This window comes from Sulfurisphaera javensis, from assembly GCF_041154675.1.
GTDB classification, from domain to species: domain Archaea; phylum Thermoproteota; class Thermoprotei_A; order Sulfolobales; family Sulfolobaceae; genus Sulfurisphaera; species Sulfurisphaera javensis.
The window spans coordinates 1,112,382-1,131,268 of record NZ_AP031322.1; the positions used below are offsets into that span (position 1 = coordinate 1,112,382).

At 31.1% G+C, this 18,887-nt stretch carries 22 protein-coding genes and 1 pseudogene; 11 read left to right on the forward strand and 12 right to left on the reverse strand.

Translation table 11 applies throughout. The annotated features are described in order from the left end of the window. Nucleotides 1-7 precede the first annotated feature (7 nt). Genes ACAM25_RS05985 through ACAM25_RS05995 form a run of 3 tightly spaced genes read right to left on the reverse strand, consistent with a single transcriptional unit; the run spans nucleotide 8 to nucleotide 1,384 of the window. A complete protein-coding gene (locus ACAM25_RS05985) occupies nucleotides 8-700 on the reverse strand; it encodes a TIGR00296 family protein (protein WP_369611407.1) in 693 nt (230 codons plus the stop codon). Next, on the reverse strand, nucleotides 672-1,136 hold the full coding sequence (locus ACAM25_RS05990; RefSeq protein WP_369611408.1) for a DUF5615 family PIN-like protein: 465 nt from the start codon (nucleotides 1,134-1,136) through the stop codon (nucleotides 672-674). Before ACAM25_RS05990 ends, ACAM25_RS05985 begins: the two co-directional genes overlap by 29 nt. Then, a complete protein-coding gene (locus ACAM25_RS05995; protein ID WP_369611409.1) occupies nucleotides 1,136-1,384 on the reverse strand; it encodes a hypothetical protein in 249 nt (82 codons plus the stop codon). The genes ACAM25_RS05990 and ACAM25_RS05995 overlap by 1 nt, the downstream gene beginning before the upstream one ends. Nucleotides 1,385-1,431: 47 nt before the next feature. Between ACAM25_RS05995 and rqcH the strand changes: the two genes are divergently transcribed. Genes rqcH through ACAM25_RS06010 form a run of 3 tightly spaced genes read left to right on the forward strand, consistent with a single transcriptional unit; the run spans nucleotide 1,432 to nucleotide 5,918 of the window. After that, complete coding sequence (gene rqcH, locus ACAM25_RS06000) at nucleotides 1,432-3,201, forward strand: ribosome rescue protein RqcH (RefSeq protein ID WP_369611619.1); 1,770 nt, start codon at nucleotides 1,432-1,434, stop codon at nucleotides 3,199-3,201. A 24-nt stretch (nucleotides 3,202-3,225) separates the two neighbouring features. Next, nucleotides 3,226-4,089 (forward strand): RIO1 family regulatory kinase/ATPase, encoded by an 864-nt coding sequence (locus ACAM25_RS06005; protein WP_369611410.1) that lies wholly within the window; start codon nucleotides 3,226-3,228, stop codon nucleotides 4,087-4,089. 2 nt (nucleotides 4,090-4,091) lie between these two features. Beyond that, nucleotides 4,092-5,918 (forward strand): DUF460 domain-containing protein, encoded by a 1,827-nt coding sequence (locus tag ACAM25_RS06010; protein WP_369611411.1) that lies wholly within the window; start codon nucleotides 4,092-4,094, stop codon nucleotides 5,916-5,918. Here the strand turns inward: ACAM25_RS06010 and ACAM25_RS06015 are convergent. Together ACAM25_RS06015 and ACAM25_RS06020 are read right to left on the reverse strand one after the other, a co-directional pair. Next, nucleotides 5,905-7,122 (reverse strand): methionine adenosyltransferase, encoded by a 1,218-nt coding sequence (locus ACAM25_RS06015; RefSeq protein WP_369611412.1) that lies wholly within the window; start codon nucleotides 7,120-7,122, stop codon nucleotides 5,905-5,907. The genes ACAM25_RS06010 and ACAM25_RS06015 overlap by 14 nt on opposite strands. Nucleotides 7,123-7,154: 32 nt before the next feature. Then, a complete protein-coding gene (locus ACAM25_RS06020; protein WP_369611620.1) occupies nucleotides 7,155-7,412 on the reverse strand; it encodes a U6 snRNA-associated Sm-like protein LSm6 in 258 nt (85 codons plus the stop codon). Nucleotides 7,413-7,515: 103 nt separating this feature from the next. On the opposite strand from ACAM25_RS06020, the gene ACAM25_RS06025 reads away from it, so the two are divergent. Continuing rightward, nucleotides 7,516-7,836, forward strand: a complete 321-nt coding sequence (locus ACAM25_RS06025; protein WP_369611413.1) for an ArsR/SmtB family transcription factor — start codon at nucleotides 7,516-7,518, stop codon at nucleotides 7,834-7,836. Here ACAM25_RS06025 and ACAM25_RS06030 read toward each other — a convergent pair. Next, complete coding sequence (locus tag ACAM25_RS06030; protein WP_369611414.1) at nucleotides 7,783-9,378, reverse strand: CTP synthase; 1,596 nt, start codon at nucleotides 9,376-9,378, stop codon at nucleotides 7,783-7,785. The genes ACAM25_RS06025 and ACAM25_RS06030 overlap by 54 nt on opposite strands. Nucleotides 9,379-9,461: 83 nt before the next feature. Here ACAM25_RS06030 and ACAM25_RS06035 point away from each other — a divergent pair, with 83 nt between their 5' ends. Together ACAM25_RS06035 and ACAM25_RS06040 are read left to right on the forward strand one after the other, a co-directional pair. Beyond that, nucleotides 9,462-10,133 carry an orotidine 5'-phosphate decarboxylase / HUMPS family protein gene (locus ACAM25_RS06035; protein WP_369611621.1) on the forward strand — a complete coding sequence of 224 codons (672 nt, stop codon included), beginning with the start codon at nucleotides 9,462-9,464 and terminating at the stop codon, nucleotides 10,131-10,133. A 26-nt stretch (nucleotides 10,134-10,159) separates the two neighbouring features. Then, nucleotides 10,160-10,609: a hypothetical protein gene (locus ACAM25_RS06040; protein ID WP_369611415.1), complete on the forward strand. Its 450-nt coding sequence runs from the start codon at nucleotides 10,160-10,162 to the stop codon at nucleotides 10,607-10,609. Nucleotides 10,610-10,645: 36 nt separating this feature from the next. On the opposite strand, the gene ACAM25_RS06045 is transcribed toward ACAM25_RS06040, so the two are convergent. Genes ACAM25_RS06045 through ACAM25_RS06065 form a run of 5 tightly spaced genes read right to left on the reverse strand, consistent with a single transcriptional unit; the run spans nucleotide 10,646 to nucleotide 14,192 of the window. Next, the gene (locus ACAM25_RS06045) at nucleotides 10,646-11,068 is read right to left on the reverse strand and encodes a DUF2153 domain-containing protein (protein ID WP_369611416.1); all 423 of its coding nucleotides are present in this window, start codon (nucleotides 11,066-11,068) and stop codon (nucleotides 10,646-10,648) included. Between the two features lie 47 nt (nucleotides 11,069-11,115). Then, nucleotides 11,116-11,514 carry a Trm112 family protein gene (locus ACAM25_RS06050; protein WP_369611417.1) on the reverse strand — a complete coding sequence of 133 codons (399 nt, stop codon included), beginning with the start codon at nucleotides 11,512-11,514 and terminating at the stop codon, nucleotides 11,116-11,118. Beyond that, complete coding sequence (glmM, locus tag ACAM25_RS06055) at nucleotides 11,511-12,878, reverse strand: phosphoglucosamine mutase (RefSeq protein WP_369611418.1); 1,368 nt, start codon at nucleotides 12,876-12,878, stop codon at nucleotides 11,511-11,513. Before glmM ends, ACAM25_RS06050 begins: the two co-directional genes overlap by 4 nt. 15 nt (nucleotides 12,879-12,893) lie before the next feature. After that, on the reverse strand, nucleotides 12,894-13,193 hold the full coding sequence (locus ACAM25_RS06060) for a hypothetical protein (RefSeq protein ID WP_369611419.1): 300 nt from the start codon (nucleotides 13,191-13,193) through the stop codon (nucleotides 12,894-12,896). Nucleotides 13,194-13,229: 36 nt separating this feature from the next. Beyond that, the gene (locus ACAM25_RS06065; protein WP_369611420.1) at nucleotides 13,230-14,192 is read right to left on the reverse strand and encodes a CBS domain-containing protein; all 963 of its coding nucleotides are present in this window, start codon (nucleotides 14,190-14,192) and stop codon (nucleotides 13,230-13,232) included. A 1,277-nt stretch (nucleotides 14,193-15,469) separates the two neighbouring features. On the opposite strand from ACAM25_RS06065, the gene ACAM25_RS06070 reads away from it, so the two are divergent. From ACAM25_RS06070 to ACAM25_RS06090, 5 genes are all read left to right on the forward strand, one after another. Then, nucleotides 15,470-15,832, forward strand: a complete 363-nt coding sequence (locus tag ACAM25_RS06070; RefSeq protein ID WP_369611421.1) for a DsrE family protein — start codon at nucleotides 15,470-15,472, stop codon at nucleotides 15,830-15,832. A 396-nt stretch (nucleotides 15,833-16,228) separates the two neighbouring features. Continuing rightward, complete coding sequence (locus tag ACAM25_RS06075) at nucleotides 16,229-16,705, forward strand: hypothetical protein (RefSeq protein WP_369611422.1); 477 nt, start codon at nucleotides 16,229-16,231, stop codon at nucleotides 16,703-16,705. Beyond that, nucleotides 16,702-16,851 carry a hypothetical protein gene (locus ACAM25_RS06080; protein ID WP_369611423.1) on the forward strand — a complete coding sequence of 50 codons (150 nt, stop codon included), beginning with the start codon at nucleotides 16,702-16,704 and terminating at the stop codon, nucleotides 16,849-16,851. The genes ACAM25_RS06075 and ACAM25_RS06080 overlap by 4 nt, the downstream gene beginning before the upstream one ends. Before the next feature lie 69 nt (nucleotides 16,852-16,920). Further along, nucleotides 16,921-17,988 (forward strand): hypothetical protein, encoded by a 1,068-nt coding sequence (locus tag ACAM25_RS06085; RefSeq protein ID WP_369611424.1) that lies wholly within the window; start codon nucleotides 16,921-16,923, stop codon nucleotides 17,986-17,988. Between the two features lie 73 nt (nucleotides 17,989-18,061). Continuing rightward, complete coding sequence (locus tag ACAM25_RS06090; protein ID WP_369611425.1) at nucleotides 18,062-18,451, forward strand: CBS domain-containing protein; 390 nt, start codon at nucleotides 18,062-18,064, stop codon at nucleotides 18,449-18,451. Here the strand turns inward: ACAM25_RS06090 and ACAM25_RS06095 are convergent. Next, nucleotides 18,452-18,667: pseudogene (locus ACAM25_RS06095) on the reverse strand (succinate-semialdehyde dehydrogenase); the annotation flags it as partial. Nucleotides 18,668-18,887 lie beyond the last annotated feature (220 nt).

Sequence of the window (18,887 nt, forward strand, 5' to 3'; positions counted from 1 at the left end):
GTATCTATCATAATAATAGCATTTCTTCTTTCTTACATTTTACTTCACTAGGTTTTATCATAATAATTTTTTCGGATTTAGGCTCTACTTCTCTGAATATAATTCCTTGAAATTTCTTTACTTTTACCTTATCATTTAACCAACAATCTGGGTCTAAACCAGCTTTAATGCAAGTTTCGGCTAAAAATGTCTCTTCATCCCAACAATATTCCATAGGAACTTGTGGTAAAAGCAGACCGCTATAAAGTATTCCATATTCTACTATTAGTCCATCTTCTCCAACTTTAATATATTTTGGCAGATCCCATCTATTCTCTACGTTAATTTCTTGCGGTTTTGTTAATACTGTAACTTCAATAATTATATTATCAAATTCCTCTCTTCTTAAGGGAGGAAACCTAGGATCTGAGAAGGCAGCAGCAATAGCAGCCTTCGATACTATTTCTTTTAAGGGAGCAACAGCTTCAACATAGCCAATGCATCCCCTTAATGAGGAGGAGCTACCATAATAAGTTTCAAGCGTAACAAATGCTAAACCTTTTTTATTTAATCTTGATTCTTCAAATGACTTCAAATATTCCTCCAAATTAACTTTAAGTAAACCTAATCTATTAGCTATAGAATCTCTTGCTATCTTTATAAGTTGCTTACCAATCTTTTCATCTAATTCATTAACCACTACTAATTGCTCTTGACTCATTATTTTTTATTTTACTCCTTGCCCTAATAAGAATATTCTCTATCGTCCTCCAATGTGAACCCTTCCAATACTCTTTTCCACATTTAGTGCACTTCCATCTGTTTTCATCTATTTTCTCTAAAACTCCATTGCATTCTGTACACCTGCTAAAATTCGGGTCGGCATTTAAATCAATTTTATATTTAATTGCAAGTTTAGTTAAAATATCTATAAAATCCTCAGTTGGATATACTAAAAAACATTCTAAACCTTTTTTCCTTGCTCTAACACATAGTCCCCTATCTCTAGTGATAATTATTCTGTCATTCTCCTCAGCAATTTTCAATATTTTCCAATCTTCATAGGTGTTACTATATAGTGTATCATATCCTAAGATTCTAAGCCATCTAGCAAGCTTACCTAACATTGCATCTACTATGAACTTTTGTGATTGCATCAAATGTTATATAGTATTAAAAATATTAAAAACCAAGCAGAAAAGAGTATCAATACTCCTCTTCCAAACATATCCCATTTACCAAATTGATCAAACTTGTATAATTGAAATATAAGAATTGATACTACATAAGCAATTAAAGGTACAATAAAGGCTATAATTTCATTACTTACTAAAATAAAAGAAATTATACCAGCTATAACTCCTACAATACCCCTAATAACAACGATTTTATCTTCTTTTTGCACATGTAGATATTAAGTGAGGGGTTAATAAAGTGAATAAAAAGACGTCAATGTCATATTTCGATCTTTTAGCATGGCTAATTGAGAATAAGAATGAGTTAAAAGGCTGTAGAATAGACAATATCTATAAGGTTACTGGCACCCAGGCTTACTTCTTCAGATTACATTGCAAAAACGGAGATAAGAACTTAATAATAGAGCCTGGAAAGAGAATCCATTTTACAAAATACGATAGACAAAAAGAGATTTCAAATGAAATAAGCTTGTTAAGAGCACACTTAAAAGATAAGATAATTGACGAAGTTAGTATTTTAGGCAAAGAGAGAATACTAAAAATTACACTAGGAGACAGACTTTTATACATAGAGTTATTACCAAGAGGATTACTTGTAATAACTGATCTGCAAAATAGAATATTATTTTCAACTGAATACAAGGAATTCAAAGATAGAATTATAAAACCAAATGTAGAATATACCCCTCCTCCACCACCTCTTCCCTTAACGGAAGAAGAAAAAGATAAACTTCTTAAAAAAAGGAGTCTTTCTAGAATTTTAGGAGTACCACAAGAAATTATAGAAGCTTTAGGATTTAATATAAGTAATAAAAATGAATTAAATCTAGCTATAAATAAAATAAGTGAACTGGAAGAAAATATAGTTAAAGGAAACTTCGCTAAATGTTTAATCCCTAACGTTACTGTTATCCCAATAAAAACAGATAATTGCATTGAAAAAGAGACATATAATGATGCTTTAGACGAATACTTTACTAATGAAGAAAAAAATGTTATTAAGAGCGAAAGTGATAAAAAACTTGAGGAAGAAAAGAAAAAACTAGAAAAAACAATACAAGAAGTTGAAGAAGAAATAAAAAAATATAAACAAGAAGAAGAAAAATATAGAAGTATTGCTAATATCCTTGTCTCTAATTATGACAAAATAGAAGAAGAATTAAAAAAATATCAAGATAAGAATAGCATAAAAATTAACTTCAATGGCCTTGAAATAGAGTTAGATCCTAAATTATCTGTATACAAAAACGCATCTAAATATTTTGACATAGCAAAAGAATTCGCTGAAAAATCTAGGAAAGCATTAGAAACTTTAGAGAACTTAAAGAAAAAAATAGAGGAACTTAATAAACAAATAGAAGAAAGGCATGAAGAGATAAGAATCTCTTTAAGAAAAAGAGAATGGTATGAAAAATACAGATGGAGTTTCACTAGGAATGGTTACTTAATAATTTCAGGTAGAGACGTTGATCAAAATGAAAGTCTCGTTAAAAAGTTCCTTGAACCAAAAGATATTTTCCTTCATGCAGATATACAAGGGGCATCAGCTACAATAATTAAAACACAAGGTAAAGAAATTTCAGAAGATGACATAAAAGATGCAGCAGTTATTGCAGCTTGCTATTCTAAGGCGTGGAAAACAGGAATGGGAGCAATAGATGTATTCTGGGTTTATGGTGATCAAGTAAGTAAGTCACCACCCAGTGGAGAATACCTAAAGAAAGGATCATTTATGATATATGGTAAAAAAAATTTTGTAAATAATGTTAAAATGCAGTTAGCTATGGGCGTAACTGAAGACTTTAAGATTATAGTAGGAAGCGAAGAAATAGTAAGAAAAATGAGTGGATTTAATGTGTATTTAATTTTGGAACCAGGGGATGATGATCCTAGTAAATTATCTCAAAAAATTCTCAAGATCTTTCAAGAAAAATTAAAAATAAAAGGGTTAAAAGTTTTACAAGAAGATATAATTAGAGCTTTACCTGGAAGGAGCAAAATAGTTACAATAAAGAATAAAACTTAGCATTCAAAATATTAGATAACTGTTATGGTTGTTTTAACTTTAGCTGAAAGAGCATCACTTATAGGACCCTTAGACTATAAAGTTCTAAAAACAGTTTATGAATTAAATTCTAATTACGAGTACGTTCCTTATTCTGCTATATCTGAAGAATTAGGATTATTAGACAGGGAACTAAAAGAAGTATTACTAAAACTATATGATTTAAGATTATTATCTAAGGAAAGAATACTTAAAGAAATAGGATATAGATTAACATTTACTGGTCTTGATATACTTGCCATAAAGAAGTTATATGCAACTAAAATACTTAAAAACCTTGGTATAATCATAGGTGAAGGAAAAGAAAGTAACGTATACTTTGGTTATAATTTTTCAGATGAGACAGTTATAGTTAAGTTTCATAGGATCGGCAAAAATAGTTATAAAAATATAAGAAAAATTAGAGGCATTAAATACAAGGAAGACTGGATCAAATTAACAGTAAAAAATGCAGAAAGAGAATACAAAGCACTAGATTGTTTATATAACAACTTTGGTAACGTGCCCAAACCTTATGGACAAGCTTATAACGCAATAGTGATGGAGTACGTACAAGGTACAGAACTATACAGAACTAATATATCAAATCCAGAGGAAGTATTGCAAGATATACTTTCTACATTAAGAATTGCTTACACTTATTGTGATAAGATAGTTCATGGAGATCTTAGTGAATATAATGTTTTAATTAGTGAAGAAGGAAAACCATATATTATAGATTGGCCTCAATGGAAAAGAGAAGACGAAGATTTATTGATTAGAGATGTAACTAATATATTATATTATTTTAATAAAAAATATGATATATATAAAGATATTAATCAAGTAATAAATTATATAAAGGGGTAATAATGCGAATAATGGGTATTGATATAGAACCAGGAAAGAGTCCTAATTCGACCCAACCCCCTTCATATGCAGTCATAATTATAAATGATAAAGGAGAAATTGAAGAGAAATATGAAAATATTCACATTGGTAAATTAATAAGATTAATCTGGGAAAAGAAACCAGATATCTTGGCTACAGATAACGTTTATGAGCTTGCGTCTAACGAAAGACAATTAGTAAAATTACTCTCTTTATTGCCAGATAATATTCAGATAATACAGACAACATATGTTAATGGTCAATTTAAAGATATCAGAGAAGTAGCAAAGGAGAATGGAATAGAAGTTCAAGGTAAAACTAATCCAATAAAAACTGCTTATCTCTCCGCTTTATTAGCCTCCAAAGGTATAGGCACATCAATAAAAGCAATTGAAAATAGGACAAAAATAATTGTATCTAGAGGTAGAGCTTTAGGTCCAGGAGGAATGAGTAGCAACAGATATAAAAGACATATAAGAGGATTAGTTCTAAGAGTAATGAAAGAAATTAAAGAAAAATTAGATAAAAATGGTTTTGATTATGATTATACTATAAAAAGAACTAAAGCCGGAATAGAAAAAGCAGTCTTTGTCGTTTATGCCCCAAGACAAAGCTTAAATGGAATAATAAAGAAAATGAAAGGACATGATTTAGTAGTAGATATAAAACCAATTTTTAAAAGCAAGATTGAATTCGTAGATAAAGAGAGGTATTCAAAAAAACCTGTTATTGTAGGAATAGACCCAGGTATAGAGGTAGGAATATCTATAATAGATCTATATGGTAATCCAGTTTATCTTGATAGAAAAAGAAATATTGATAGAGAGGAAATTATTAATATAATAAGATTAAATGGAAAACCAGTATTAATTGCTACTGATGTTAATCCAGTACCAGATACAGTAAGAAAAATCGCTGCTCAGCTAAAATGTAAAATATACGAACCAGATCGTCCTTTATATATTGACGAAAAGATGGAATTAGTTAGCAAATTCTCTGAATTACATGGAATAAAAATCGATGATCCACACATTAGAGATTCTTTATCAGCTGCTCTTAAAGCTTATTATGATTTTTCACATAAATTAAGGCAAATAGAAGGTTTCCTAGGAAGATTAGACTTAGAAATAGAAGAAGATAAAATAGTTGAATGTGTAATTGAAGGAAATACAATAAATGAGTGCATTGAGAAAGAAATCGAAAAAGAAATAACTACTTCTTCTAGTCAAATAGATAATTCTAAAACAACAGAGAATAAGCAATTTGCAACTCCATCTCAGACAGTAAATAATGAAGTTCTTGAATACAAGAAAGAAAACGAGAGACTAAAAAGATATATAAAACAATTGCTAAGTTATAAGGACTATTTAGAAAGGAAAATAAATGAAATTAAAATGACAATTAACGTAGAAGTAGAAAAAGATAGAAGAGTTTACGAATTACATAATATAATAAGCACTCACTTAAAAACTATAAACACTCTTAAAGCTGAAGTTGAAAATAAGGATAAGGAACTAATCAAACTAAAAGAATTAATTAGAGATCTTATTATTGGAAATAAGATAGCGTTACATCTATCCCAATTACCCCCATATTTGAGAATTGAGAATAATAAAGTAATACTACTCGAAGAAAATGTAAGCAGTGAAATTATTGATTTAATAATAGGTGATTACGTTATTCTTTCTAAAGATCTATTAAGAGATGCCGGAATACTTAATAAAGAGAAACAACTAAACATAGACTCAAAAATTGATCTTAAGCGTATAATTGATGAGTATAGAAAACAACGCTTTAGAAAAGCATAACCTTATTCTCTAATATTAACTCTGATATTTTAGTTATAGACCCTAATATTTCATCAGATATTCCTTCTATTTCTCTCTTCATTTCATTAGTTAAAGTACCATTTTCTGTCGTTACCTGAACATTAGCGATTAATGGATCATCTATGGGTCTACCAATTTGTCCTAAGACTTCAACTTGCACATTCTTTATTCCTTTTACTTCAGAAGATACTTTTTGTGCAATTAGATTAGCTACTATATTGTATATTTTACCTACATGATTAACTGGATTCTTTCCTGCAGTAGCCTCTAAGGACATAGGTCTCATTGGAGTAATTAAACCAGTTGCTCTATTTCCTCTTCCAGTCATACCATCGTCTCCATGTTCTGCAGATGTACCAGTTACTGTGAGATATACAATTCCTTTATCAATCTTATCTCCAGTATTTATATTAACTCTTACGTTGTATTCTGGGACCAATTTACTAGCTAAATCAAGTACCACTTGTTTAGCCTCTTCTTTAACTGCAATATAATGGTTCAAATCACTTACTAGTTGGCTTATCACGGCCATTGCTATTGTAAGCTCAATTGTCTTTCCTTTTCTTAGTCCCATAACTTTTATATCTTCTCCTATTTCTGGTATTTTGGCCTTTATTTCTTTAGAATTTAAAAGTCTTTCTGTCTGATAAACGAGGTTCTCTAATTTAGAATAAGGAGCAAAACCTACTCCAAAGCTTGTATCATTAGATAAAGGCACTGATTTCTTAGCTACTTCAAATATACCGACTAAGTCTGCTGAACCTTTACCAATCTTATAATCAACTATTACATGTTTTTCAGCGTCTAAATACCTAAAATGTTCTTTTATCCATTCTTTTACGCTTTCAATAATTACTGTACCAACTGGTATGCTTTCTATCCCAGATTCAGTTTTAACTTCCGTTGTTGCTCTTCCTGCAACAATTATATAAATAGGCTGTAAAACCTCTCCCCCTTTAAATCTAGGTGCTGCTTGACCTCCAACAACCAAAGTCTTATCTAAGTTGTGGTGCAAAATTGTCCCGTATCTTTTTAAATAGTATAACGATAATTTCCTACTTGCCTCTTCGGAAGCTGCATCTGCTATATAATCTGGATGTCCAGTTCCCTTACGCTCTACAAGTTCGACCTCTAAAGAATCTATATCTACCCAATGGCTTAATTGTACGTTTATGTTTCTCATTAGAATACACTCACCGATGTATTCTTATAAAATTATTTTCCCATTAGGGCTTCATAGTCTACGCTTATGAAAAGAATATTGCTTCCTCTTATTAGGACTCTTCCATATTTTGCCACTGGCTCTGTTGTACCTTCCTTAGTCTCAATACAATCCCTTAAAACTAAATTCATTGTACCGTCACTTTGCTCTAATCTTCCTACATATTCTGAGCCATCTTTAAGTTTTACTAGCACGATTTTATTTGTTGCAGTTTTTAAATTCTTTAATGGATTTTCTATCTTTGCTTGCACTATAGTCATCCTCATTTTCTTTTCTGTTACTGACTAATATAAAAGGGTTCTTGTCTCTTAGCCACATCCTTTTTAAAGGAAAAACTTTAAATCTTTATCTAATGTGGAATTAATAGTATCTGATCCAGAGGAAATATTAAAAATTACTAGAGCATTATCGGTTATGTCACGTATAAATATTCTTAAATTAGTAGCTGATAATGAGTTAAATGTTACAGAATTAAGTGAAATTCTGCATATGACTAAAGCAAATGTAAGTATGCATATTTCAGAATTAGAAAACGCTGGACTCATAGAAGTTACTTACAAAAATGGAGTAAAAGGTATAAAAAAAGTAATAAAATTAAAATATGACAAAATTATTATTGACTTAAATTCCAGCAACAGCTTTCAAGAAACTAATAAAGACGGGAGAAGGAGCTAATGGCCTACTCTTATATTCTGGGTGGCCCTGAAGCCCTAAGAAGAATTTATGATTATTTAATTCAATCATCTCAACCAATCCATTTTCACTAACACCGGATATAACTAGGCCTCCTTTCTGGAGCTGATCAACATATGCTGGATTAACCTCATATCTATGCCTATGTCTCTCGTATGCAGTTGTACTACCATAAATACTGTAAGCTAAAGTCCCTTCTTTTATTCTAACTTTTTGAGAACCTAGCCTCATTGTTCCGCCCATTTGAACTACTCTTTTTTGCTCATCTAACAGCGTTACTACGGGATGAGGAGTATTTGGATCAACTTCAGTTGTATGTGCCTTTTCTAACCCTAATACATTTCTAGCAAATTCAACAACAGCTAATTGCATTCCATAGCATATTCCTAGAAATGGAACATTATTCTCTCTAGCATATTTTATAGCCATTATTTTTCCTTCAACCCCTCTAGCACCAAAACCTGGTAAAACTATAATTCCATCAACTGATTTCAATTTATCAATAGCCTCTTTAGAAGTTTCTAAGTCAGTTGACTCAATCCAAACTAGGACTGGTTTAAGATTCAGTCTTGATGCAGCATGATAAATTGCTTCTTTTATACTAATATAACTATCCTTAAGCTTAGTATATTTTCCAACTAATGCAATCTTTACTTCCTTGTTTGCTGTCTTTAGATTATTTATAAACTCATTCCATTGAGATAAATCTGGTTGACTATCTGGCAGATTCAGTTTTCCTAAGATCTTACTTGCTAAACCTTGTTTTTCCAATATGAGCGGAACCTCATATGTCATTGTAACGTCATAATTAGAGAAAATATACTCCGGTTTTACATTTGTAAATAATGCAATTTTCTTTTTAGTCTCGTCATCTAATGGAACTACTGATCGCGCTACAATAATATCAGGTTGTATCCCAATTCTCCTTAATTCTTGTACACTATGTTGCAATGGCTTGGTTTTTATTTCCTCTGTAACTTTAAGATATTCAACTAGTGCAACATGAACAAAAACAACATTTCCTTCCTCTTCTTCTAGTTTCAATTGCCTCACTGCTTCTAAGAATGGCAATCCTTCTATATCTCCTACAGTACCACCAATTTCTATAATAGTAATATCAGCATTAGCCATATTTGCAGCATATCTTATCATACTTTTTATCTGATCTGTTACATGAGGAATAATTTGTACTGTTTGACCCAAATATTTTCCTTGTCTCTCATTCTTGATTACTTCAAAATAGACCTTTCCAGCTGTTATATTGTTATAACTATACATATTAATATTAACAAACCTCTCATAATGTCCTAAATCTAAATCAGTTTCAGCACCATCTTCAGTAACAAAAACTTCTCCGTGCATGTAAGGATTCATTGTGCCGGCATCAACATTAAGATATGGATCAACTTTTACCATAGTAACCTTATATCCTCTGCTTTTTAGCAATAAACCTATAGAAGCTGCAACAGTTCCTTTACCTACACTGGACAATACTCCTCCAGTAACTATAATGTACTTTGTCAATCGGAAATCACAGCTAAAAATATCATACAGTGAGTTTTAAAAATCATTCATTTATTTTTATGAAGAAATACCTAGCTGGTGGAATGATGGAATTACTCGAAAAATTACTAAAAGGTAAAAATTTACAAGTAGCTTTGGATTTTATTGATTTAAAAAACGCAGAAGAAGTGGCTAAGCAGTCTATTGATGGTGGGGTTGATATAGTAGAAATTGGAACACCATTAGTTAAGTCTACAGGTATTGAAGGAATAAAGAAAATAAAGAAAATAGCTCAGAGTAAAATTATCTTAGTAGACACAAAAACTGCTGATGCCGGAGACGTGGAAGCTGAAATAGTGAATTTAGGAGGAGGAAACATTATGACAGTATTAGGAATAATGGATGATTCAACTATAGAAAGCGCAGTTAAAAAAGCTCATGAGTATGGCATTTTAGTTCAAGCAGACCTAATAAACGTAAAGGACGTTGTAGGTAGAGCAAAAGAAATTAAGAAATTAGGCGTAGATATAATAGGCTTACACGTAGGTCTTGACGTTCAGAAAAAAAGAGGAATCACAATAAGAGACCTTAAGAACGAAATAAAAATGGTTAGCGAATTGGGTGTTATAATCTCTGTCGCTGGAGGACTAAATAAAAACAATATTATTGATCTCTTAGATTTGCCTATTAACATTTACGTCGTTGGAGGAGCAATAACAAGATCAAAGAACCCATTTGAAGAGACAAAAGAGATCGTTAAAATAATTAAGGGGTAGACAAATAGTAATAAAGGAGTGATTAAATGTCACAACCTGGACAGACTAAGTCTAAAGAACTTAAAATAACTTCTAAGCAAGTATTTACACCAGAAGCACTAAAAGATGATAGGAGAAAAGTAAAACTTCTATATATAATTAAGACATTAAATGGAGCATCGGAGAAAGCATTAACAATCGGTTTATATGAATTAAAACAGAAAGGCTTAGATTTAGGATATCAATTTAATGTTATAGGAAATAACGTGTTTAGTCCAATGTTAAAAGAAGATGTTACTGCATTACTTTATGTAGGATATTTAGAAAATGACCCTCAGAGTAAGAAATTAAAACTTACCTCTAATGGGCAAGAGTTCCTAGATGGACAACAGATTGAAGATGACTTCAAGAACACATTAGCTCAGTTAATTAGTGATATAAAAATGAAAGTAAATGCAATAGATGAAGAAAATAGACTTAAAAGTAGAAGAAGATAGACAATTTTTATAAAAATAATAAAAGAAATTAATTTATTACATAGTCATAAATGTTCCTCTTCTGTTAGGAGTGCTTTGCTGTTCTTCATTTAATGGCCTATTCCATATTAATGGATCTAACTTCCCTTCTTTACTTAATTTGATTACTAAATCTCTAAATTGGCTAGTGTGCCTTATATCTAATTCTAGTAAAGTTTCTAATATATTCCATGTCGTTTTCATAACATCTTCTAGCATTTCTTTTGGCATATGTTTTATTATCTGAGGATCTTGTAGCCACTGATCAAATGCCTTTATAGTTCTCATTATATGCTGAAATGCTACACGTGTAGCAAGAATTAAATCTAACCTATCAGCATCTGCTGATTCATACTTTTTCTCTAGTTCTTTCAATGTTTCCAACAAATTTTTCTGCATTTTAATCCATTCGTCAAGATTAGACAGATATCCGCTTTCCAATAGTTACACCAGATAATATTATTTAAATTCAAGCTAATAAAGATATGTCAACTTTGTTCTGATTTTAAATTGAAAGGAAGTCCTTCATCTAAAATTTCCTTTGGAATCTTATCTTTATATTTCTTCATAAAGTTAAGATCCTCATCCTTCTTTCTAAGCTTATCTGGTAACATCCTTGGTATTTCATCTATTATTGGATACCATCTTTTACAGTTAGGACAATATAGTAAACCGTCTATGATTTCATATTTAAAGCACTCTTCACAAGGAGGAGTTTCCTTCATATCTTTTATGAATTGATTTTTATAACTACAGAAAAGCTCACATAAAGGCTTTTTCTCGTCTCCTATGCTTCTCTCTACAGTTTTGGCAGAAAAAACATAATATTGCAAGGGAAAATGTTTACAGATAGGACAAGCTAAAAGATCCATTAACCTATATTTCATTTACCCTCTACAATTCTTTTTAACTCATTAGCTAAATTATTTGCTATACTCTGATCTTTTGCCTCAGCCATTATTCTTATAATGGGCTCTGTACCGCTTTTTCTCACAAGAAACCAGAAGTCTTTGCCTATGACTTTAACACCATCGATAGTAATGGTCCTAATTGCTGAACTAGAGTATATTTCGATAATTCTTTTATATATTTCCTCAAGATTCATTCCTGGTTTTAAATCTACCTTAGTTTTAACCAGATAGTATTTTGGAAGTCTATCGAACAGTTCTGCTGATGAAACATTTTCATTAGCCATAAGCTCAAGCATTAGTGCAAAGCTCATCGCTCCATCTCTTACATATTGATGAGGAGGATACATAAAACCTCCATTCTCTTCAAACCCAGCTAATGCTTTTTCGTCAACAACTTTATGAGCAATATCCACACTTCCTACTTTAGTCCACTCAACTTCAATATTAAATTGACTTAAGTACTCCTCAACAAGACTTGAACTAGACACTGCTGTTATTACTTTCTTGTTGCTATTTGGATTCTTCAAATAAGCCCAGTAGGATAACAGTGTCGCACTCCTATCTCCCCATTGTATTCTTCCTTCAGAATCTATAAAAATAGCTCTATCAGCATCTCCATCATGAGCAACACCTAAATTTACTTTTAGTGATTTAGCAACTTCAGCAGTTTCTTTTAGACTATCAAATGTGGGTTCCGGTTGCCTTGCAGAAAATAAAGGATCAAGATTTCCATTAAGTGTATATATCTTACAGCCTAAAGATCTGGCTACCAAAGGAGTTGAAAGTGCACCTACACTATTTGCCGGATCGATTAAGACAGTATAGTGCTTTTTAGACACTTTTTCAACGTCGATATGAGATAAAATACCAGAAACGTAATTACTGATTACTCTATCTTCTTTTTTAACCTCATTAGTTAACGCACTCCACTCAACAGTATTGAATTTCTCTTCAAATAAAATCTGCTCTATGGTATCTTCTTTTTCTCTTCTTATTTCTATACCATCTTTATCTATTACTTTTATACCATTATAAGGTGCAGGATTATGACTAGCAGTAACTATAATACCGCCATCATATCCTAAAGTCTTTACAGCGTATTGTAAAGCTGGAGTTGCGGCCATTCCACCATCAAAAACTTCAATTCCAACGCTCAGAAGTCCACCTTCAACAATCTTTACTAACATATCACCTCCTGCTCTTACATCCCTACCAACTAGAATCTTACTACCCTTACCAAAAAAAGTACCAATCGCTTTAGCAAGACGTAAAACAAGTTCAGTTGTTAACTCTTTATTAGTTACTCCTCTTACACCATCAGTACCAAAAAGCTTTCCCATAATTTAATACTCACTTTATTGCTTTAATTTCTTTAGTAACTCTATCGCTTCACTCCCTCTCTTATCCATTACAAACTTAATATTCCTTATTGTCTGATACTGTTTCTCTTCCCTTAATCTCTTTAAAGAATCTAAAATTCTATTCAACTCTTTTTCTATGTCACTTACGTTTTTATTAGCTTTCTTAGCCTTAGCAATTTCACTTTTTAATCCATTATGAATTTCCTTTATTAGTAAATTTAGATCTTTCATTAATTTTTCTTTATCATTATATCCTTTTTTTCTAATTTCTAAAACAAGCTTATCAAGTTCCATATGAAGAATTTAAAAAAAGGAATTTAAAAAATTGATTTATACTGATAACAAAGTTAATGTATCTGCGACACCCGGAATACTCCTAATTAAAGCTACAGTAGAGAGAAGTCTTTCAGAAGTCTCTGCGGCAATAGTAGTTACTACATCGTAGGGTCCGTAAACCAGCCTGGCATCAATAACTCTGTCTAACTCTTGAATTGGAGTAATATCAAAAGATGCGTTAGGAGCTAGTTTTATCAATACAAATGCGTAAGTTAATGTTGCCGTTATTTTAACTAGATCCCATTCAGTTACAATAGCCCTAATATTATCTTTATCATCTACTATTAAGACAGAACCCACATCTTTAGAGGCTATAATATCAGCAACTTCTCCTAACGTTAATTCCTCATTACCTTTAACTACATCTTTAGAAGCGTAATCAGTAACTTGTGCAGTTAACTTGTCTTCAGATAGTGCCCTTAAGACATCTCTAAGACTTATTAAACCCACTATTTTCCTAGACTGTTCTAAAATGGGTACATGTGATATACCATAACCTATCATTAATGATGCGGCATCCTTTACTGTTGAAGTTGACATAATTGTTAATACTGATTTAGTACCTACATCAATAGCTGGAATTGTGACATCTCTTGGAAAAGCTTTTGCTATATCCCTTTCAGTTACTATTAATGAATTTTCAACCAATAAAGAACCTAGGCCAAAAGCTAGCATAATTCTACTAGCATCTTTTACTGTAGTTGAAGAATCAACAGAGACTGGACGTGAAGCTATATCCGAAGCTTTTTGAGTCTTCCAATTTTCATTCGATAACGCAGCCCTAATTATACTTCTCGCACTTATTACTCCTACGATCGATCCTACGGGACCGTAAACTGCTACTCTTCTTATTTTGTTATCAATCATAGTCTTTGCTATTTTATCTAATGTATCTTCTGAAGATACGCCTATTAAATTCCTTGAAGCTATTTGAGATACAAGAATTTGTTTTGCCATTAGTATATAATAGACTTACATATTTTTAAAATTTGTCAATTATAGTTAAGAAAATGAATATTTTAGTCATTATAAATTATTTTTATTTGACTAAGTAAATAAAAATTTAAAAACCTAATAGAATGTTAATTATTACAATTCTAGATTCTTTATAAAATATTTTATTCTTCTTTATTTAGAGAAAGGCTTAATAAAAGCTTAATCATAATTAAAAGAAATATTAAAAAGTCAATTACCCAACAACTTCCTAAATTACTATCCGAATCTGCTTATTAATGAAAATCGATTACTGTATCACAGTATAGTAAAAGGAGAAAATAATAGAATTATAGAGAATCAAATTCACTTGAGATAAAAGAGTTCGTTATATTCCTATGAAGAGAATATTAGTAAATGTTAAAAGTAGGGCTCGGGCCGGGACTTGTACCCGGGACCTACGGGTCCACAGCTCTCTAAGAGTTATTCAATAAGGTAAAGAATAACACATTGTTGTTATTCAATTGAATTTTTCATTAATTAAAGATAAAATATGTGTATAATGAGAGGATTAAAAATGAGGAAGACGTTATTCAGTTAACTCCCCAGTTAACTGAATTATTGGTTTAGATCTTAGTAAAAATAATTGATAATAGCGTTTCCCCATTAGCGGTATTTCAGCGCGTTTGTAAATATTTGTACTTCTGCTAACAAGGTTGAGCTTCTGTATGGGTTCATCAGCCTCACTACACTTTATGAGCTCCAGTCGAGGCTAACGCCATAACCTCCTATCCGAGTTATCCGGGTATTCTCACCGAAAGCTGATCATCTAAAGCTTACTTGACCTATAATTAATTACTAAATTTAAATATATCGTTAGTTACGCTATAGCTTTTTCCTTTGTTTTCTAATGATCAATTTATTTCTTAGGTTTTAATTCATATTTTCGCAGTTCAAAAATAAAGATTTAGTAATATTTTTCATGAGTTGAATTTGTGAAGTACAGTTTAGGGGCGGGGAAGGGTCAGTAACTAGTTTATCTCCCCAAGTGGTTTATATTATATTAATTCAGAAAGTGTTATTTAGTTACTGTTTTTGAGTTCTCTACTTAGGTAACAAGTTAATGCGCTAAAGATGTAATATGATAAGTTTATATATTTAATTTAGCTTTGGCTATAAGTATAATATGAATATTAGTCTTTTTTCTATAGTTAAGAAATGAAAATAAATTACATCTAGTTATTTTAACTTAAAACTTTTTAATACTCATGTTTAAAATGCTTTGCATAATTAAAGTATTTATGAACGATAAGGTATTGTTTGTTTTCATGACTGGAAGGGAGAATATGGCAAAACTATTAGCTAATATTGGAATGGCTGGTAAAATTAAATCTGTTGATCCTAATATAACAGTAGAGATGATTTTCTTAACTCCTGCAGTAGAGGTGTTAAATAAAAAACAAGTTATTTTTAGGCCTATAATAGATACTATAAAGGATGCTAAAAAGGTAGGGGTAAAAGTAGTAGCTTGTGAAGTTGCAATGAAAAATGTGGGACTTGATAAGGAGGATATAGAAGATGGATTAGTTGATGAATATGCACCAATAGGAGGAATTTATGTTTTGAATAAGATAAAAGAGGGATATGAAGTATTAACAATCTAGATTTTTTATTGTTAAATTAAATTTTACTAAAAATCTTATTGAGACTTATAGAAAGTACTTTTTGGACTTTTTAGTTTAAACGAAAACTAAAGTTATGTATATCTAAAATTTTCGGTTTTGTGTCTAGATTATTTAAAAATCTTAACTTGTAGATCACTATGATAAGTATTGCTTCAGATAGGTCATTTGATAGTGAAGTAGATCATATAATAGATACCATTATCGATTTAAAGAGGAAATATAATTTAAATATAGAGCATAAAATATTTGGTAATATTTTAGAATTTAGGATGAAAAGTAAAAATAGTTATAATGAAGTAAAATTTGTAATAAGAAGAGATGATAAATTAATTGTAGATATTTTTCTGAAAATGATTCTTTATTGGGTGAAATACTATGGAAAGTGTAACTTCATTTATTTTAGTTATGGCTACTGTTGTATTAGGGCTTGTCGCTGTAGGATTATTTGCTTCTTATGGAAGTATTACTTATGCTAATACTGTTAGTTTGAAACAAGCTCAAGAGTATTCTGCTGGTTTAAGAATAACAGTAGGAAAGGTAGATGGTAATGAAGTTCCTGTTCTTATTAATGATTATGATTATAATGGGTCAATATATCTTGTAGCATTTTATTCAAAGTATAATAATCCTAATTATTTCACTTCTCAATATGCTGAAATTAATTCTACTGCTTCTCTCTCTGGTAATGCCAAAATAAATAGTTTGAACAATGGTATTCTATACGAAGGTCAAATAAGTTATTATAAGACGTATACTGGTGATTTGCAGTTAGTAAGTGTTAAGCCTGGGTATTATACTATCTTGTGGATAATTATTGGGTATTATGAAGTTGGATATGAGGTGATTCAATGAGTTCAGTAATAGGAATGATATTTGTTTTGATTATAATGTTGTCAGTTATAATACCAGTAATGTATTTGGTAACTTCTACTCCTTCAAAGTATGAGGAGAGTTTAGCTTCTGTTCAGCCTAAAGTGGATGAGGCTGAAGAGCAGTAAAATGAAGTTAATAGTCCTTCATCACCTATTGGTTTCTATTATGATAATAGTACTGGCAATGCTTATATTGTGTATTATAGCGAGCCTGCTGTTCCACTAAATATTTCGTATTTTCTAGGATATTCTGGAAATGATTTAAAAGTAATAAAGATTGGTGATCCTACTAATACTACATATAATGGTTATCCTGCTGTTGAGTATGATATAGGTGATTATACTGAGTTAGCTATGGTTACTTCGCTTGGTAATATAATATATGCCAATCCTATTGTTAATTGTAACAGTAATACAGATTCAACGATGATAAGCCCTATGGAAATGTTTGCTATACAAGATGCTTATATGAATCCAAATAATGTAAAAACAGATAATCCTTATTCTCTAACTTCTCATTATGTGATTAACTACTGTCAAACACCAGGGTTAACAGGATATGGTGTAGAAATAACTATAATAAGAGAGTATAATTCTGGATGGCTTAATTTAACCATTGCTGGGGTTAAACCTTTCTCTGGTTCATCTGTAGAAGATCCTGATACGATTGGATTTTATGCGCCTACAACTTATGGAAATATGTATGGCCAAATAGAGTGGTGTTCTAACTCTATGTTATTCAATATATCATATGATGGAAATCCAAAGGATTGGGGTCTTACTCCATATTTCTATGCTGGAGTCTATACGTCTGTTCAATATAATAATATATTTCCAGCAAACATAGACTTTTATTTTGAAGGGAATCAGATTTACGTATATGTCATTCATGATGGGAAAGAATTAGAATTACCTAATATTAAACCTGTGGATTTGCCTCCTAATTCTAATTTTGGGTGTCCCCCACTTCCACCAGGATTCCAAGACAAATATTTTACTCCATTGTATGAAGTAAATTACTCTGTTTCGATATGGGGTCCTTTACCAGCAGATTCGTATAAGGATACTACACTATCAATGTCTAATAGTTTTCCATTTAGTCCTATACAAATGAAGCCATACACTATCCCTGATGGTAATGCTGTCGCTTTCTGTTATTATTATCCAGTAAATAATGATTACGTTCCAATTCCTATAGGGGCTCCTATAGAAATTTTCATAGACAATGGAATGATACTAAGTAGTGTTCAATCTTCAATTTAGTAAACATATAAGGCTATGTTTTGATAAGTTTTATTTAGAAAGTTTTTTTATCTAGATTAGAGAAATATTTTTTATGAGTATAAAAGATCTTATAACGAAAGAGCCTATTACTATTTCTTCTTCGTCTTCTATAAAAGAAGCAGCTAAAATGATGAGGGAGTATAATGTTGGTTCGTTACTTGTTACTAGTAATGGGAATGCGGTAGGAATAGTAACTGAAAGAGATATAATTCAAGCTATTTCTGATGATATTTCATTAGAGGAAAAAGTTAGTAAGATAATGACAACTAACCTAGTTATGGCTGAAAGTAATATGGATGAAGGAGATGCTGCATTATTAATGGCTAATAAGAAAATAAGGCATTTAGTAGTTACTGAAAATGGAAAAATCATAGGTGTAATCTCTTTAAGGGATGTAGCTAAGGCTTTGGGTTTAGAAACTACAGATGCTAGTATATGGTGATTACTCAGGAATTATTAAGCTTCTTATAGCTTCTCCTTGATTTAATAATTTTACTGCTTCGTTAATTTCTTCTAATTTGAATTTGCCAGTTACTAATTTTGTTGGATCGTATTTACCCAATTTTACTAGGTCTAATAATCTTGGCATATCTACTCTTGGTCTTCCTCCATAGTTTCCTATTATGGTTATTCCATTTCTCACTATATTAGCTCTAACACTCAAAAAACTTGGGATCCCAGCAGGATTAACTTGATTGAATTTTTCTCAGTTTACTGGGGAGTTAACTGATTGTAAAATAGTAATAATATTACTATTGCGTTATTAAAGATAATAACGCGAGAAACGAAAGATTAAATACCCCTTTTTGCAAAATCAGAAATCGGGGGATGAAGGGGATGAAGAACACAACACGAGATGAAGGGTAAATGACCAGCCT

Bases quoted from the DNA above. Each gene is read 5' to 3' on its own strand.
- ACAM25_RS05985 (WP_369611407.1), bottom strand. From the start codon at position 700: ATGAGTCAAGAGCAATTAGTAGTGGTTAATGAATTAGATGAAAAGATT.
- ACAM25_RS05990 (WP_369611408.1), bottom strand. From the start codon at position 1,136: ATGCAATCACAAAAGTTCATAGTAGATGCAATGTTAGGTAAGCTTGCT.
- rqcH (WP_369611619.1), top strand. From the start codon at position 1,432: ATGTCATATTTCGATCTTTTAGCATGGCTAATTGAGAATAAGAATGAG.
- ACAM25_RS06005 (WP_369611410.1), top strand. From the start codon at position 3,226: ATGGTTGTTTTAACTTTAGCTGAAAGAGCATCACTTATAGGACCCTTA.
- ACAM25_RS06010 (WP_369611411.1), top strand. From the start codon at position 4,092: ATGCGAATAATGGGTATTGATATAGAACCAGGAAAGAGTCCTAATTCG.
- ACAM25_RS06015 (WP_369611412.1), bottom strand. From the start codon at position 7,122: ATGAGAAACATAAACGTACAATTAAGCCATTGGGTAGATATAGATTCT.
- ACAM25_RS06035 (WP_369611621.1), top strand. From the start codon at position 9,462: ATGATGGAATTACTCGAAAAATTACTAAAAGGTAAAAATTTACAAGTA.
- ACAM25_RS06040 (WP_369611415.1), top strand. From the start codon at position 10,160: ATGTCACAACCTGGACAGACTAAGTCTAAAGAACTTAAAATAACTTCT.
- ACAM25_RS06050 (WP_369611417.1), bottom strand. From the start codon at position 11,514: ATGAAATATAGGTTAATGGATCTTTTAGCTTGTCCTATCTGTAAACAT.
- glmM (WP_369611418.1), bottom strand. From the start codon at position 12,878: ATGGGAAAGCTTTTTGGTACTGATGGTGTAAGAGGAGTAACTAATAAA.
- ACAM25_RS06060 (WP_369611419.1), bottom strand. From the start codon at position 13,193: ATGGAACTTGATAAGCTTGTTTTAGAAATTAGAAAAAAAGGATATAAT.
- ACAM25_RS06065 (WP_369611420.1), bottom strand. From the start codon at position 14,192: ATGGCAAAACAAATTCTTGTATCTCAAATAGCTTCAAGGAATTTAATA.
- ACAM25_RS06070 (WP_369611421.1), top strand. From the start codon at position 15,470: ATGAACGATAAGGTATTGTTTGTTTTCATGACTGGAAGGGAGAATATG.
- ACAM25_RS06075 (WP_369611422.1), top strand. From the start codon at position 16,229: ATGGAAAGTGTAACTTCATTTATTTTAGTTATGGCTACTGTTGTATTA.
- ACAM25_RS06080 (WP_369611423.1), top strand. From the start codon at position 16,702: ATGAGTTCAGTAATAGGAATGATATTTGTTTTGATTATAATGTTGTCA.
- ACAM25_RS06090 (WP_369611425.1), top strand. From the start codon at position 18,062: ATGAGTATAAAAGATCTTATAACGAAAGAGCCTATTACTATTTCTTCT.